The sequence below is a fragment of the Lysinibacillus sp. FSL P4-0201 genome (assembly GCF_038593425.1).
Lineage (GTDB): Bacteria > Bacillota > Bacilli > Bacillales_A > Planococcaceae > Lysinibacillus > Lysinibacillus capsici.
Genome location: NZ_CP151995.1, coordinates 1,207,109 through 1,221,448, shown reverse-complemented (window position 1 = coordinate 1,221,448; position 14,340 = coordinate 1,207,109). Strand labels below are relative to the sequence as shown.

General features: G+C 35.1%; 12 protein-coding genes. All 12 read right to left on the bottom strand.

Annotated features, from left to right (window positions below; translation table 11 throughout):
• Positions 1–88: 88 nt before the first annotated feature.
• Complete coding sequence (locus tag MKY76_RS05790; RefSeq protein WP_048391507.1) at positions 89–886, bottom strand: TIGR00282 family metallophosphoesterase; 798 nt, start codon at positions 884–886, stop codon at positions 89–91.
• A gap of 110 nt (positions 887–996) precedes the next feature.
• A complete protein-coding gene (locus MKY76_RS05785; protein WP_342557503.1) occupies positions 997–2,103 on the bottom strand; it encodes an acyltransferase family protein in 1,107 nt (368 codons plus the stop codon).
• 77 nt (positions 2,104–2,180) lie between these two features.
• Entirely contained in the window at positions 2,181–3,692 is a 1,512-nt protein-coding gene (locus MKY76_RS05780) for a polysaccharide transport protein (protein WP_342557502.1), read from the bottom strand.
• Positions 3,682–4,773, bottom strand: a complete 1,092-nt coding sequence (locus MKY76_RS05775) for a glycosyltransferase (protein ID WP_305193141.1) — start codon at positions 4,771–4,773, stop codon at positions 3,682–3,684. The genes MKY76_RS05780 and MKY76_RS05775 overlap by 11 nt, the downstream gene beginning before the upstream one ends.
• A gap of 5 nt (positions 4,774–4,778) precedes the next feature.
• Positions 4,779–6,122, bottom strand: coding sequence for a hypothetical protein (locus MKY76_RS05770; RefSeq protein ID WP_342557501.1), 1,344 nt, complete (start codon positions 6,120–6,122; stop codon positions 4,779–4,781).
• Positions 6,109–7,299 (bottom strand): glycosyltransferase, encoded by a 1,191-nt coding sequence (locus MKY76_RS05765; RefSeq protein WP_342557500.1) that lies wholly within the window; start codon positions 7,297–7,299, stop codon positions 6,109–6,111. The genes MKY76_RS05770 and MKY76_RS05765 overlap by 14 nt, the downstream gene beginning before the upstream one ends.
• A gap of 118 nt (positions 7,300–7,417) precedes the next feature.
• Positions 7,418–8,536 carry a glycosyltransferase family 4 protein gene (locus tag MKY76_RS05760; protein ID WP_342557499.1) on the bottom strand — a complete coding sequence of 373 codons (1,119 nt, stop codon included), beginning with the start codon at positions 8,534–8,536 and terminating at the stop codon, positions 7,418–7,420.
• A 95-nt stretch (positions 8,537–8,631) separates the two neighbouring features.
• Positions 8,632–9,387 carry a CpsB/CapC family capsule biosynthesis tyrosine phosphatase gene (locus MKY76_RS05755; protein WP_342557886.1) on the bottom strand — a complete coding sequence of 252 codons (756 nt, stop codon included), beginning with the start codon at positions 9,385–9,387 and terminating at the stop codon, positions 8,632–8,634.
• A 40-nt stretch (positions 9,388–9,427) separates the two neighbouring features.
• Positions 9,428–10,129 carry a CpsD/CapB family tyrosine-protein kinase gene (locus MKY76_RS05750; protein ID WP_308339963.1) on the bottom strand — a complete coding sequence of 234 codons (702 nt, stop codon included), beginning with the start codon at positions 10,127–10,129 and terminating at the stop codon, positions 9,428–9,430.
• Positions 10,129–10,857, bottom strand: coding sequence for a Wzz/FepE/Etk N-terminal domain-containing protein (locus MKY76_RS05745; RefSeq protein WP_112117507.1), 729 nt, complete (start codon positions 10,855–10,857; stop codon positions 10,129–10,131). The genes MKY76_RS05750 and MKY76_RS05745 overlap by 1 nt, the downstream gene beginning before the upstream one ends.
• 225 nt (positions 10,858–11,082) lie before the next feature.
• Positions 11,083–12,642 carry a ribonuclease Y gene (gene rny, locus MKY76_RS05740; RefSeq protein WP_004224930.1) on the bottom strand — a complete coding sequence of 520 codons (1,560 nt, stop codon included), beginning with the start codon at positions 12,640–12,642 and terminating at the stop codon, positions 11,083–11,085.
• Positions 12,643–13,157: 515 nt separating this feature from the next.
• A complete protein-coding gene (recA, locus tag MKY76_RS05735; RefSeq protein ID WP_004224934.1) occupies positions 13,158–14,222 on the bottom strand; it encodes a recombinase RecA in 1,065 nt (354 codons plus the stop codon).
• Positions 14,223–14,340: the final 118 nt, after the last annotated feature.

Genomic DNA, 14,340 nt, shown 5'->3' with positions numbered 1-14,340 from the left:
TTATGCTCCGCAAAACGGAAATAGACTAGTTTGACAAAGAAACCTATATCCCCGTAAAAGAAACGTAAAAAAACATTCTTCGACTTATCTACCCTTGAAATGGATAGTCTTCATTTATATAAATGCGTTCACAGGCAATAGCTTTTCCTGTTCGATCATCCATCTCGACAAAGAAACCACTCAAAACCTCTCGCCCTTTTTTCGGAACTTCAAAACGAGATGGCATGTTTGTTTGGAATTTATAGATGACACTTTCCTTCGTCATACCTAAAATTTCATCGTACGGCCCTGTCATACCAACATCCGTGATATAAGCCGTACCTTGTGGGTAGATTCTTGCATCTGCTGTTTGCACATGTGTATGTGTCCCAACAACCGCTGAAGCCTTTCCATCTAAATGCCAACCAAGAGCGATTTTTTCACTAGTCGCTTCAGCATGAAAATCCACGAAGACAAGTGGAGATATTTGTCGAGCCTCTGCAATCAATTGATCTGCCATTGCAAACGGATCCTCATGTGGCGGTAAAAATACGCGACCATGTAAATTAATGACAGATAATGTCACGCCATTTTTAGAAATCTGAACCATACCTTTACCAGGTGCTTCACTTGAAAAGTTTGCCGGACGGATTAAGTAATCCGCGTCATCAATAAAATCAAAAATATCTTTATTGTCCCATGTATGATTCCCCATCGTAATAACATCTACACCCATTTGTAGCAAGCTATTATAAATATTACGAGTAATCCCTCGTCCTGCCGCAGCATTTTCCCCATTTGCAATCACAACATCTGGATTATACTTCTTTTTTAAGCGAGGTAAATATTTTTCCACCGCATCTCGACCAATTGAACCAACAATATCACCAATAAATAGAACTTTCATTATGCAAGACCACACTTTCTCTAAATAACATCTTTTAGTTTACCATCTTTGCTTTGGCAATCGCAAAGTAAAACGCAAGCCTTACCACATTTACACGTTTAAATACCCGTTTATTTAGGATTTCTGGATGGGAAATTGTGCATCTTTTTTATTAGAGGAGTCGTATTGAGTTGCCCTATAAAAAAAGCGCCTAATTTCCATTTACTCATTATATATGTTATACAAATGGAGCAACTGAGACTGACAATAAATGAAATGGCAATGACAGAAAATACACTTAATGTTTCGATAAAATTCGTTAAAAAAATTTTAAGTAGGCTATTAACTAGGGGATGTAATAAATATATACCGAAGGAATAACGACTAATAAAAATGATAAATTCCGGCATTTTTCTTCTGTTACTCGCTATGAAAAATAACAGAAAAGCTACACTGAATGTATAAAGGATAACGTCTATTCTCTTTGAATGAACTTCCGTAATAATACCTGATAATTGAGTGGTTAGCAAAAGACTTACTGTGATTAGTAATACTGCTAGTAACAGAAAACGAAAACGCTGTAACCACGATAGAAAATTATCATAATTTTTTCCACAGTAATAAGCTACTGCAAAATAAGCAATCCACGCAGGAAATGGCATCTTATTAAAAAAATCCCATTGTAAACTAGTATACGCTAAATCAGGAAAATACTTAAATGGATCCAAAAAATTAAAAAAGGCTAAGTAACCAAAATTAATGATAAAAGCAGTCATTATTACTTTATAGGCAGGGTATCTTGAGGCAATAAATTTCACAAAAAATGGATGAATGATATAAAACTGAAAAATGATCACGATAAAATAACCATGGAAATCACCTTCCAAATAATTTAGTAGTAGTTTTTTGGCAAATTCAATAGAAGGCGATTCGATTGATTTAAGAACGGCATCGAGTAGTCCAATAAAAAGAAATGGCGTTAACATATATTTATAACGTTTTACATAAAACTTTTTCGGCAAACGATCTGAATAGGAATAGGCAATGACAAACTCTGAGATAAATATAAAAAGAGGTGTCCCGAACATAAAGATCAGCTGAATAGATGTCAGGATTACGAATAGTGGACCTTCTTCTATGTCATACATGTTTAATGCCAACGTGACACTATGCATTAACACAATCCCTAAGCAAGCAACGTATCGTAGTAAATATATTTCTTTGACTTCTCGCTTCATCACCCTCACCTGCCATTTCAAAGGAATCAATTTGCCTTTCAATTATGCTACTTACCTTACTCAATGCAGGGATAAAATTATTTACTATTGGTAATTGTTCTCTTTAATTGCACCAAAATATCTCGCATTGTTTGAGGCTCAATAATAAAATTACCTACTAATAAAATAAACATCGTCCACAAGGAAATACATATAGCGGCTACAAGCCATGAACCTGCAGATGTAATATGGAGCTCGATAAAAAATATAAATGGTATTGCTGCAGTAAGTGCACAAATACTATTTTGCACAATTTTTTTGACAGTATCTTTAGGTGAATTTTGTAAAATCTTTTTAGAAGAATAAATGATTAAATCATAAGTACGATAGCCGTATGAACAAATTCCTCCCAGTAATATTCCTTCTGCGCCAAAAAACTGTACAAAAACAAGAGAAACTACAAGGTTGATTAATGCTTCCATAATGGCACGATTTTTCGTCTCTCTAAAATGGCCTGCAGCATTCACTAACGTATTGGCAGGAATCCGAATTGTATTCGCTACTCCTACAATGACAAACAATATTGCTAACCAGGGCCTTATGTAATTGGCATCTTCAATCCCTGCTGTATAAATCTTTATAAATGGCAATATTAAAATAGCTGTACATGTGTAGCTAAAAGCAATGATGCCATAAAAAATATATTCAAAGTGATGAAAATATTTCCGAAGAACGTCCTTATCCTCTTTGACAAGAATGTCTCCAAAAGCTGCTAATATCGCCCCTGAAAAAGTGGATATAAACAATGTGACTGCATTAAACACCATACTATAAACTGTAAACACACTGACTTCTGTTAAGCCCAGAAAAATCGTTATTAAAATAAACGGCGTGTTAAACACCACTAACGAGGCAATTTGATGAATTAAAGCATCCCATTTATCTTTAATTGCTAACGTATTCGCTTGTTTTTTACAATTGAAATATGGATATTTCTTTTTAACATACAATCTTAAAAAAAGAACATCCAGTAACAATAAGGCATTTGAACTAGCAACAACAATGACGATGGAAAAACCAAATGCTATCAAAGTAACTGACAATAGTGCACTCGCAAAAAGCAACATTGTTTGAATGCGAAAAATAACAAAGCTTTTTTGATCTGCCGACAGTAGAACTAAATATTTCCCTATAAAAAAATACTCCCACATGCCACTAATCCCCAAAATAAGTACCATGTAAAGAGCCGTTCGCGGATTCACTTCATCTCCTACTAATAACGGATAACAAATAGCCAAAATGGCGACTAATCCAACAAAGACATAACCCGAACGTCTATAAAAACGATTAGTCGCTGAAAGAATTCCATTTATTTGGTCTTTATCACCCTTGGCTAGTGGCTTATAAAGTGCCACTATCGATGCATTACCAACCCCAGCCTCTACTATTTTTAAATAACTTAAAAATTGCTTAATCGACGAAACAAGCCCGTTTGTAGCAGAGCCGTATGTTGTCATAAATAGTCGAGGTAAAATGAAATTAATAACCGCTGCTACAACTTGTAGTAATACATTAGACATTAAATTTAAAACTACTCTCTTAGTTCTCATGCTGGTAAGCACCTTTTCTTTTAGTAAAAGTAGGAATTAAGCCTTTGCAATCACTGATCCGCTGTTTAAACCTATTCAACATGAAAAGTAAAAGAATTTGTTTTTTCTTTAATAACCAAGTATAGATCTTTGATTTGAGCGGCATATTTGTCATCCGAATCGCATGCAACGATCCATGAAACGCTTCATGAATCAACATTTTCTTAATAAAGGTACGCTTTTCATGTAAACGCTTATGGTTGAATCTATTCAATTCATTATTCACCGCTGCCATCACTAAATAAGTAAAATAATACTGAAGTTGTTCAGCAAAATTAGGAACCTGGTCTGCTTTCCTGTACTTTAAAACTTTCAATTGTTCATACAACACAAGTATTTTTTTAAAAAACATCTGATCATAACTAGCCGTCATGGAAGAAGAATGCTGACGGTAATGGTAGAGATACTGATTTTCTAATATATAAATACTTTCTGCATCAAGTAAGCTAGGATATGTACAAGCAGCATCGTCCCCCATGCAAATTTGATCATCCACATCAAAGAGATTTTTCTCTAATAGGTCTCTTTTAAATATTTTATTAGATAAAGATGGATATAAGCCAAAACGGTAATACTCACCCGAATATAGCATAATTGGATATACTTCTTTTTCCATTCTATCCTTCCTGTACAAACCAGGCGAGACAAGCTGTGATCTCTTCACTTCTTGGAGTGGATAATTTTCTACAATGTCACAAATAACAATATCTACATCAAAAACACGTGCAGTATTACATAATGATTTATACATATCAACTTCAATCCAATCATCACTATCTACATAACCAATATACTGTCCTTTGGCGACCCTTAGCCCTGCTTTACGGGCACTGACAGCACCACTATTTGCTTGATGAATGACGGTAATTCTTGTATCAGATTCGGCATATTCATCGCAGATTACTGAGCAGCTATCAGTCGAGCCATCATTTACTAATATCAACTCAAAATCTACGAATTCCTGTCTCAGAATACTATCAAGACACATTTTTAAGTAAGGTTCCGTATTATAGACGGGGACAATAATGCTTAAATATGGCACTCACCTCACCTCCCATTCATAGTAACTCCCTTACTTTTACTCATAGTCAGTGCAAACATAATTAATAAAATATGATATGGAAAATAATCCATGACAAATGAATCAAGTCCTATATTCGCTATTAACATGATATAGAGAGGAATAGCGTTGATTGAAAGGATTTGAAAGCCTGGTCTATTCATAATTCCGACATTCTCTCTAAGTACTTTATAGAGGCTTGAAATGTATAGTACTGACAAGACTATTCCGATTAAACCTATATAATAGGGAGTTGATAAGTACATTGTATGTGCCATCTTTACCTTCGCAAAGCTTGTGCCAAAGCCTGCACCCAAAACAAATACTTTCGTGTTTTGAAGGATTTCATTTACAAATAGGCTCCAACTACTCACTCGACCAGTGGTAATGGCATCTGTCGATATTCCTGACCCAAAAAACCGAATCCAATAAATTTCGAATAACTTCTCGTAAAAAAAATAGAGGGCAACCCCACAAATAATCACGATAAAAGACGAAAATTTAATAGCAGTCTTCACATTATTTTTAGTGAAGACAATAAATGTCATCATAATGAAAATGATTAATGTAATAATAAACATTTTGGAATATGTCAGTATGCCAAAAAATGCTAATATCACGAGTAATACAATTGACTTTTTCTCCTTTTTTCCATCCAGATTAAAAAGCACTAATAAACAAGCCATAGCTATTAATACTTGCAAACTAAAGTAATTTGGATCTAAATCTAAACCCGTAAATCTTGTACTAATCGAGTTCATTGTCTTCACTGTATTCACAATGGTCATTGACTCTATAAAATGATCAATTTCTGGAATAGAATAACTAATCAATCGAACGATTGAAGCAGCTAGTAAACCCGATGCATAGATATACGTATACCTTCTGAAATATGCCTTATCATCGAGGGTCAATATTGCACAAAAGAGCACACTATAATTCAACACAAAGCCTAAAACTGCAATAAGATTACCACCACTAACTATCGTTACGGCCACCGTATAAAATGCAAATAAAAAATAGGTTAATAGGAGTCGTTTTGAAATACCTTGCTTTTGTAAAAAGAGCGTCAAAATACTTAACAAAATATAGAAAGAACTAAGTACAACAAGCAGTGAATATCCTGATATATCGAATTTAATGACATACACCCACGAAATAAAAAACAATAAATAGTCAATTCGATGCTGCTGCTTATCTAGCAGCATCGCCAAACTAGTTAAAAGGAAGAAGAGCCAGAGAAATAGATTACTACCTGTATATATTTTGAATACGACAAAGATACTTGAAATTATACAAATGAGCACACTAAAATTCTTAGATTCTATCATGTACATCAAACTCCAATACTAGTTGCTCTTGAGCTTTTTTGTTTGTGTAGTGGTTTTCCTCTATGTAATTTTTCATATTGTGTAGTAATTCTGTATTTTTCATAACACTAGAAATGACTTGAAAGATATCTTGAATGTTAAAGCCTGTTATCAATCCGTTATGACCATTACAAATTTGTTCACCTGCTGCGGCAAAGTCCGTTGTAATAACAGGCGTTTGTACAATTAATGCCTCCCCAATGACCATTGGGTAGCCTTCGTAGGCAGATGTTAAAACGAATACATCACTACATTTTATAAATGGATAGGGATTTTTCATTTCTCCTACAAATTCAACTACATCCTCTACACCTAGCTGCAAAGCTAATTGCTGATTCGAAAGTAGGTCTGGTCCATCCCCTAAAATGCGCCAGCGAAAATTATTAATAGAAGTTTCCTTTAACAACTTACACAGATGTGGAATAAGGTCGAACCTTTTTGTACTATTTTCAATTCGCCCAACAGATATTAAATCCAACTCGCTTTTATGAAACGGTGTATATTGACATGCCAGTTCTTTAATCTCTTCGATTGGAAAAAAATTATAAACCACTTGAATTTTATGTTGATATTGTGGAAGAAAATTTATTAAATTTTCCTTACATGCTACTGAAACACATAATAATCGATCAAAATTTTTATAGGTTTTGACACAAGCCTCATAATTAAAATTCGCTTTAATGGGATCTGTATGAATCCATGCGAGCTTACGATTTGCTATCACAAACTGATCTACAAATAAATTGGTCCCCTTATTGAAGTATTGATTGGGTACATCATTAAAATAAGATATGGCGATATCATAATGACAATTATTGCGATGTTTTTTTAAAAGCATCGAATAGAAGTTATGGGAACCTATTAATCGAACAACTATCATACACACAATGCGTAAAATAATATGCCATACGTTATTTCTTTTTTTCACTTCAGCAAAAGGTGTAGCAATTAGTTGTAACAGTAGGTTCCCTGTAGTTACCTTCACATTGGAGGGAATATCGTTCATTAATTCCCCTCCACTAAATGTGAAAACATCTATCTCATATTTCTCGTAGGGGCTGATTTCTTTTAGCATATTAATTAATGCCTTTTGGATACCACCCATTTGAAAATTTTGTGCAACAAATAATATTTTCATATTAGCCCCCCTAAAAATACTACTGTAAATTTTCATATTGCTCTTACGTTTGTGGATAAAAATTGGATCGATAGCCGCTACGAGCTACTATCTTTGCTACTCACACTCCGCATAGCTTTTATAAATTACTGTATAAATCTGTTATCCGTTTCTCCATTTTCGCCCAGCTGTAACCTTCTTCGTACAGTGCCTTCATTTCACGAGAAATTTCCGGCCATTCTTTTCTACGCTTTACCAAATTCTCAATTCCGTTTTGTAAACTCTCTCTATTGTAATCAATAAGTTCTCCAAAATTATTTGTTGCAACTACTTCTGACATTCCCGTATTTTTCACCATAATCAAAGGCTTACCAAGCATTAATGCTTCATAGAATTTATTAGGTGCAGCATAATAATGGTTAGAAATGGTAGGATCATAAATAGCCGTCATAATGTCACAATTATTTTCTAACTCTATTGTTTTTTCATAGGGTAACTTACCATAAAAGTGTATATTGTCATGCATTTTCGAAGCTTGCAGCAATGTATCAGCTAACTTACCAAATCCACCAATATGCAGCTCATAACTTGGCGTATTTTTTACTACTTCAACCAATTCACTAATCAATCGATTTTCAGTAAGTATACCTACATAGACTATTTTTACTTTTTTCGGATTCAACTCTAAGCAATCATTGGAATCTATATAACGTGGAGTATTATATATGACCTCTATTTTTTTAGGTGAAGCTTTAGCAATCTGTTCTTTGCGCTTTTCTGTACATATAATGACTGCATCCACACTATTCATAAGGCGTATATCTAGACTAGCAATGACCTTTCCAATAATCTCCGGTCCATAAAATGGTGATGTATACGAATCAAATACGTCGTAGATTACTTTTTTACGAAGTAATTTCCCACATATTGTACCTATTAACGCTGTATCAAAATCACAAGCGTGAATCATATCATACGTATTTTTATGGCGAAGTAACCATTGAAAAAGTTTAAGTTGAAATTTTATAAGTGGGACTAAGTTCTTTTTCAAACCTCCTCCAAATGTTGCCGGAATACCAAACCTTGTAATACGAATTGCCTGTTCACCTTCTAACAGCTGGTTCTTTATTTTATATTTTTTATCTCTATCCCAAGCTAAAATGTGAACCTTCCAATTATTTTTCGCAAGGCAATGTGCTTCCTTTTCAACCCTTGGATCTGGAGATACAGGGTTACTCCTCATAAAAACAACTCGCATCTCATATGCCCCCCCTTAAACACTGAATGTCTCTAGTGCTTCAGCTACTTTTTGCTTCCTTTTATGTCCTTACAACTTAAAGGTGCTTTCCCATTTTAAAAAAACTTCCACCATTTTTTTGTGAAAGTATCATCTGGTTCATATACAATTAATGGAAGATTATTAATGATTCGTTCGTTATTTTCAAGCAAAAATTCTACCATATCCAAATCTTTTTGTTTTTCTAAAAATCTAAGTCCCTTTTCAAATAAGAAAGGACGTGTATTTAAGTTATGCACATCTGAACCGTATGTATGGACAAGATTCGAGCGCACTAAATTTAGCGAAAGTTTTTGGACGGTTTTGCCAAACAATCCTGCTAAACTCCCTGATGTAATTTGTGCAAGTGCCCCCTCGCGTATAATTTGTTCCAAATGACTTGGATTTTCTGAAATGACTCTATTTCGCTCTGGGTGTGCAATAATTGGTGTTATGCCTGCTGTTAATAACGAGTAAATGATATCCTTTGTATATTTGGGAATATGATTAGAGGGAAGTTCCAACAGCAAATAATTGGAATTTGCTAAAGTATGTAATTGTTTTTTTTCATACAATTCTAGAATGTTACCTGCCAAGCGTACCTCTTGTCCCGTGTAAAGTTTTAACGGCATATTAAGTTGGTCAATTGCCATTTGTAACTGTACAATTTGCTCATTCACGACATCAAAGGGGACATTATACAAGGGATGTAAAGCATGCGAAGTGGAAACAATCGTTGAAATCCCCTCCAAAACTGCCTGCTCAAATAAACAAAGTGTCTCTTCAATCGTTTTCGGACCATCATCGACATCAAATAATATATGACTGTGCATATCAATCACTGTACTTCACTTCCCTGTCTAGGTACTTGAATTAACGATAATATTGCTCATAATATTGATGGAGTGGCATCTTATAGTTATTTAATACTACGCCTAAAATATTTGCTTTTGAGGCTTCAAGGCTTGCCTTTGCTTTTAACACACTTTCATTTTCTGCAACTCCACTATTCACAATTAATAATGTACCATCACATTTATTGGACAAAATTTGAGCATCTGTTACAGATAATAGGGGTGGCGCATCAAAAATAATGATGTCAAACTCTTTCTTTAGTTCCTCAATTACACTCCCCATTAAGGTAGAAGCTAGTAACTCTGCTGGATTAGGAGGAATAGGCCCACTTGTCAAGACATATAGATTAGCAATATCTGTATTATTGACGACTTCAGAAATTGTAAAATGTCTTGTTAGTAAATTTGATAGACCTCTAGCATTTTGCAATAGAAACGTATAATGCATTGTTGGTTTTCGTAAATCTGCATCTACGATGACGACCCGTTTTCCTTCTTGTGCGAAAACAACACCTATATTGGCTGCATTGGTTGACTTTCCTTCACCTGGTGTTGCAGATGTTACTAATATTGTTTTAATTTCTCTATCAGGCATTGAAAAAGTAATATTTGTTCGGATTGTTCGAAATTGTTCAGAAATAAAAGAATGGCCATTTGCAATCGTCACAAGTTTTCGTGCCATTTTCACTAACTTCTTCTTTTTCTTTTTTTTCCAAAACATTATGATCCTCTCCTCGTTTTACGAGATTTTATCCTAGTGCTTTTATTGTGAGCATCACTAATTTGACTAATCAAGCCAATAATCGGTAGTCCTACTAGCTCTTCAATATCTTGCTCCGTCTTGATTGTAGTATCTAAGCTCTCTATTATGATTATGAGAGCAGCACTTAAAACAAAACCAATAAACGAGGCTGCTACTATATAAAGGGTTTTATTTGGCGCAATCGGTACAGGTTCCTTATCTAATTGTGCAACTGACAAAATATTAACATTATCAACCGTCATTAAAACTTGGATCTCCTCTTGAAACACATCTGCTATTGTATTGGCAATTTCGACAGCCAACCCTGCTTGCTTGTCTACAACATTAATATTGACAACTTGTGAGTTATTGGCACTAGATACAGTAATTTGATCCATTAAAACTTCAGGTGTGACATCCAAATCTAGCTTATTTATAACTTTAGATAAAATAGCAGAACTTGTTATGATAATGTTATACGTATTAATAAGTCGGAGATCTGTTTCAACCTGTTGTACACCTAAATGTGGTTGCTCTATATTTTTTTGATTAACTAAAATTTGCGTTTCTGCCTCATAGGTAGGTTTTAACACAAAGATGCTAATAAAGGCTGTAACCAACGCTGCAAAAAGTGTAAAACTTATGATAAAAAGAAAGTTTTCTCGGACTATTTTCAATATATCTTGTAATGTGATTGTTTCTTTCAATGCTCTTCACTCCTTGTCAAAACATAAACCAGTTGTAAAAATGGAGTATAACTAGGCTGTTAATTTTTAAAAGGTATTCATGTTGAGGCTAGTTCACTATGCTTTATTCCATACTATATTGTTGGAATCATCCATTTATTCTTACTGGGTAGATCACATCGAATTTATTCACATACAAAAAGGCACCCCCTGACCTTGGTCAAGGGATGCCTATTATTTTAATATTTATTTCGCGTATTCCACAGCACGTGTTTCGCGAATAACTGTTACTTTAATATGACCTGGATAATCGAGTTCTTCCTCAATACGTTTGCGAATATCACGCGCAAGACGATGAGACGCTAAATCATCAATTTTTTCAGGTTGTACAATAATACGAATTTCACGTCCAGCTTGAATCGCATAAGATTTTTCTACGCCATCATAGCTTTCTGAAATTTCCTCTAACTTTTCAAGTCTGCGGATATAGTTTTCAAGTGTTTCACTACGTGCACCTGGACGAGCAGCTGATAATGCATCAGCTGCAGCGACTAATACCGCAATAACAGATGTTGCTTCAGTATCACCATGATGCGAAGCAATACTATTAATGACAACTGGGTGTTCCTTATACTTTGTTGCTAATTCCACACCAATTTCAACGTGGCTTCCTTCAACTTCATGATCGATTGCTTTTCCAATATCATGTAATAAGCCTGCACGACGAGCCAATGCTACATCTTCACCAAGTTCAGCAGCAAGTAATCCTGCTAAATGTGCGACTTCAATTGAATGTTTTAGAACATTTTGTCCATAGCTTGTACGATATTTCATGCGGCCTAAAATTTTCATTAAATCTGGATGTAAGTTATGAATACCAATTTCAAATGTAGTTTGCTCACCTGTTTCGCGGATTTGTTCATCCACTTCACGTCGAGCTTTTTCCACCATTTCCTCAATACGAGCTGGGTGAATACGACCATCCTGTACAAGTTTTTCAAGTGCAAGTCGAGCTGTTTCACGGCGAATTGGATCAAAGCCTGATAATATAACCGCTTCTGGCGTATCATCAATAATTAAATCAATTCCTGTTAACGTTTCCAATGTACGGATATTACGGCCTTCGCGACCAATAATACGTCCCTTCATTTCATCATTTGGCAAGTTCACAACAGATACAGTTGTTTCTGCTACGTGATCTGCAGCAAAGCGTTGTAGTGCTAATGATAAAATTTCACGTGCTTTTTTATCTGAGTCTTCTTTCGCACGTGTTTCAGCTTCTTTCGTCATCACAGCAATATCAGTTGATAACTCTTTTTCTACTTCATTGAGGATAATTGATTTAGCTTCATCCCTAGTTAAAGCAGAAATACGTTCTAACTCTGTTTTTTGTGATGCCATGAGCTCGTCCACTTTGCTCTCCATCTGTTCAATATGCTGTTGTCTTTCAGCTAGAGCTTGTTCTTTGCGCTCTAAGCCAGCTTCTCTCTTATTTAGAGCATCATCTTTGCGATCAAGATTCTCTTCTCTTTGCAATAAACGGTTCTCTTGTTTTTGAAGTTCTAAACGACGTTCACGAATGTCATTTTCAGCTTCAGTACGAAATTTGTGAGTTTCATCTTTGGCTTCAAGTAGTGCTTCTTTCTTCATTGCCTCCGCTTCTCGTTTTCCTTCTTCAACGATTGTTTCAGCGACATGTTTAGCACCAGTGATTTTTGAGTCATTCACTTTTTTCATGTAGATATAGCTAACAGCGGCACCAACGATGAGTCCAAGCAAAGCGGAGATGATAGTAATTCCATCCATATGAACACCTCCTCTTGCTATTTGGGTATTACAGTTTCAGTCGGCGCATACATCTATGTCGCCTTAGCTAAAATGCACCAGATTTTGTTAAAATTTATGCAAAACCCGTTTCATTGGCCAAAGGCATTATCTTCATCCAGTAGGCGTTTAGACATCCATTTTAAAGGATATTTCACTATAAAACATTTGCTAAATGAGGATAAAATGTACTGCCTATTTAAAGTCATAATTCAGAAATTATACATATTTAATTGTATAGCTAGCCTCATGCTCTGTCAAGGATAGTCAGGCGTATGTTCGCCACCTTAGCCAAAAAAAGTAAGTCCTATCCATTCAGTGAATTTTTTCCCTATTACTATTTCACTAGAAAATTTTTCATGTTAAATACAATTAATAAAAAAACAGTACATAAGAAATAAACACATAGCCTCTCTCTTATTATGTGTAAAAATTTAAGAATATAGACAAAAAAATGCATTGCCCCCTCAATAAAGTGGGAACAATGCAATCATTAATTATTCTTCTTCCAGAAGTAACATTAATTCTTCATCCATCTCTTCTTCATCATCATGGGCAGCAATTGTATAAGAAGAAGCTGCAATACCATAAGAAGCTCGGATTTTATTTGCTATGTCTTCTAGGACAGCAGTATTTTCTTTTAAATACTGTTTAGCATTTTCTCGTCCTTGACCTAAGCGCTCATCGCCATATGCATACCAAGAACCACTTTTTTGTACAATGTCTAATTCTACGCCTAAATCGACTGTTTCGCCTTCTTTAGAAATTCCTTCTCCATACATAATATCTACTTCAGCTGTACGGAAAGGTGGTGCTACTTTATTTTTTACAATTTTAATTTTAGTACGGTTACCAACAATATCATTACCTTGCTTAATAGCTTCTGCACGTCGCACTTCTAAACGGACAGAGCTGTAGAATTTAAGCGCTCGTCCACCTGGTGTTGTTTCTGGATTACCGAACATAACACCGATTTTTTCACGAATTTGGTTAATGAAAATAGCAATCGTTTTTGATTTATTAATCGCACCTGAAAGTTTACGTAAAGCTTGAGACATTAGACGTGCTTGTAAGCCGACATGAGAGTCACCCATATCCCCTTCAATTTCAGCTTTTGGCACTAAGGCAGCAACAGAGTCAATAACGATAATATCAATAGCCCCACTGCGCACTAATGCTTCTGCGATTTCAAGTGCTTGCTCACCTGTGTCGGGCTGTGATAATAATAGCTCATCAATATTGACACCTAATTTTTGTGCATAGATTGGATCTAATGCATGCTCCGCGTCGATAAATGCTGCTTGTCCACCTGATGCCTGTACTTCAGCAATGGCATGTAGAGCAACAGTTGTTTTACCAGATGATTCTGGACCGTATACTTCAATAATACGTCCACGTGGATATCCACCCACTCCTAATGCAGCATCAAGTGCAAGTGAACCACTTGAAGATGTCGCAATTTCTAAATCGGTTTTTTCACCGAGTTTCATGATGGAACCTTTACCAAAATTCTTTTCAATTTGTTTTAGAGCCTGTTCTAAGGCTGCTTTACGATCACTCATTCATTTTCCTCCTTCGAAAACTGTTCACTGTTTTTATCTATCTCTACTATACTTGTTTTTGAGAAAACACGCAAGAAAAAAGCGAACATTTATTCGATTTTTCTTCAAAATAAAAATT

Excerpts from the sequence above, each read along its gene's own strand:
- MKY76_RS05765 (WP_342557500.1), bottom strand. The coding sequence starts at position 7,299 with ATGAAAATATTATTTGTTGCACAAAATTTTCAAATGGGTGGTATCCAA.
- MKY76_RS05790 (WP_048391507.1), bottom strand. The coding sequence starts at position 886 with ATGAAAGTTCTATTTATTGGTGATATTGTTGGTTCAATTGGTCGAGAT.
- MKY76_RS05780 (WP_342557502.1), bottom strand. The coding sequence starts at position 3,692 with ATGAGAACTAAGAGAGTAGTTTTAAATTTAATGTCTAATGTATTACTA.
- MKY76_RS05785 (WP_342557503.1), bottom strand. The coding sequence starts at position 2,103 with ATGAAGCGAGAAGTCAAAGAAATATATTTACTACGATACGTTGCTTGC.
- MKY76_RS05770 (WP_342557501.1), bottom strand. The coding sequence starts at position 6,122 with ATGATAGAATCTAAGAATTTTAGTGTGCTCATTTGTATAATTTCAAGT.
- MKY76_RS05755 (WP_342557886.1), bottom strand. The coding sequence starts at position 9,387 with ATGCACAGTCATATATTATTTGATGTCGATGATGGTCCGAAAACGATT.
- MKY76_RS05750 (WP_308339963.1), bottom strand. The coding sequence starts at position 10,129 with ATGTTTTGGAAAAAAAAGAAAAAGAAGAAGTTAGTGAAAATGGCACGA.
- MKY76_RS05760 (WP_342557499.1), bottom strand. The coding sequence starts at position 8,536 with ATGCGAGTTGTTTTTATGAGGAGTAACCCTGTATCTCCAGATCCAAGG.
- rny (WP_004224930.1), bottom strand. The coding sequence starts at position 12,642 with ATGGATGGAATTACTATCATCTCCGCTTTGCTTGGACTCATCGTTGGT.
- recA (WP_004224934.1), bottom strand. The coding sequence starts at position 14,222 with ATGAGTGATCGTAAAGCAGCCTTAGAACAGGCTCTAAAACAAATTGAA.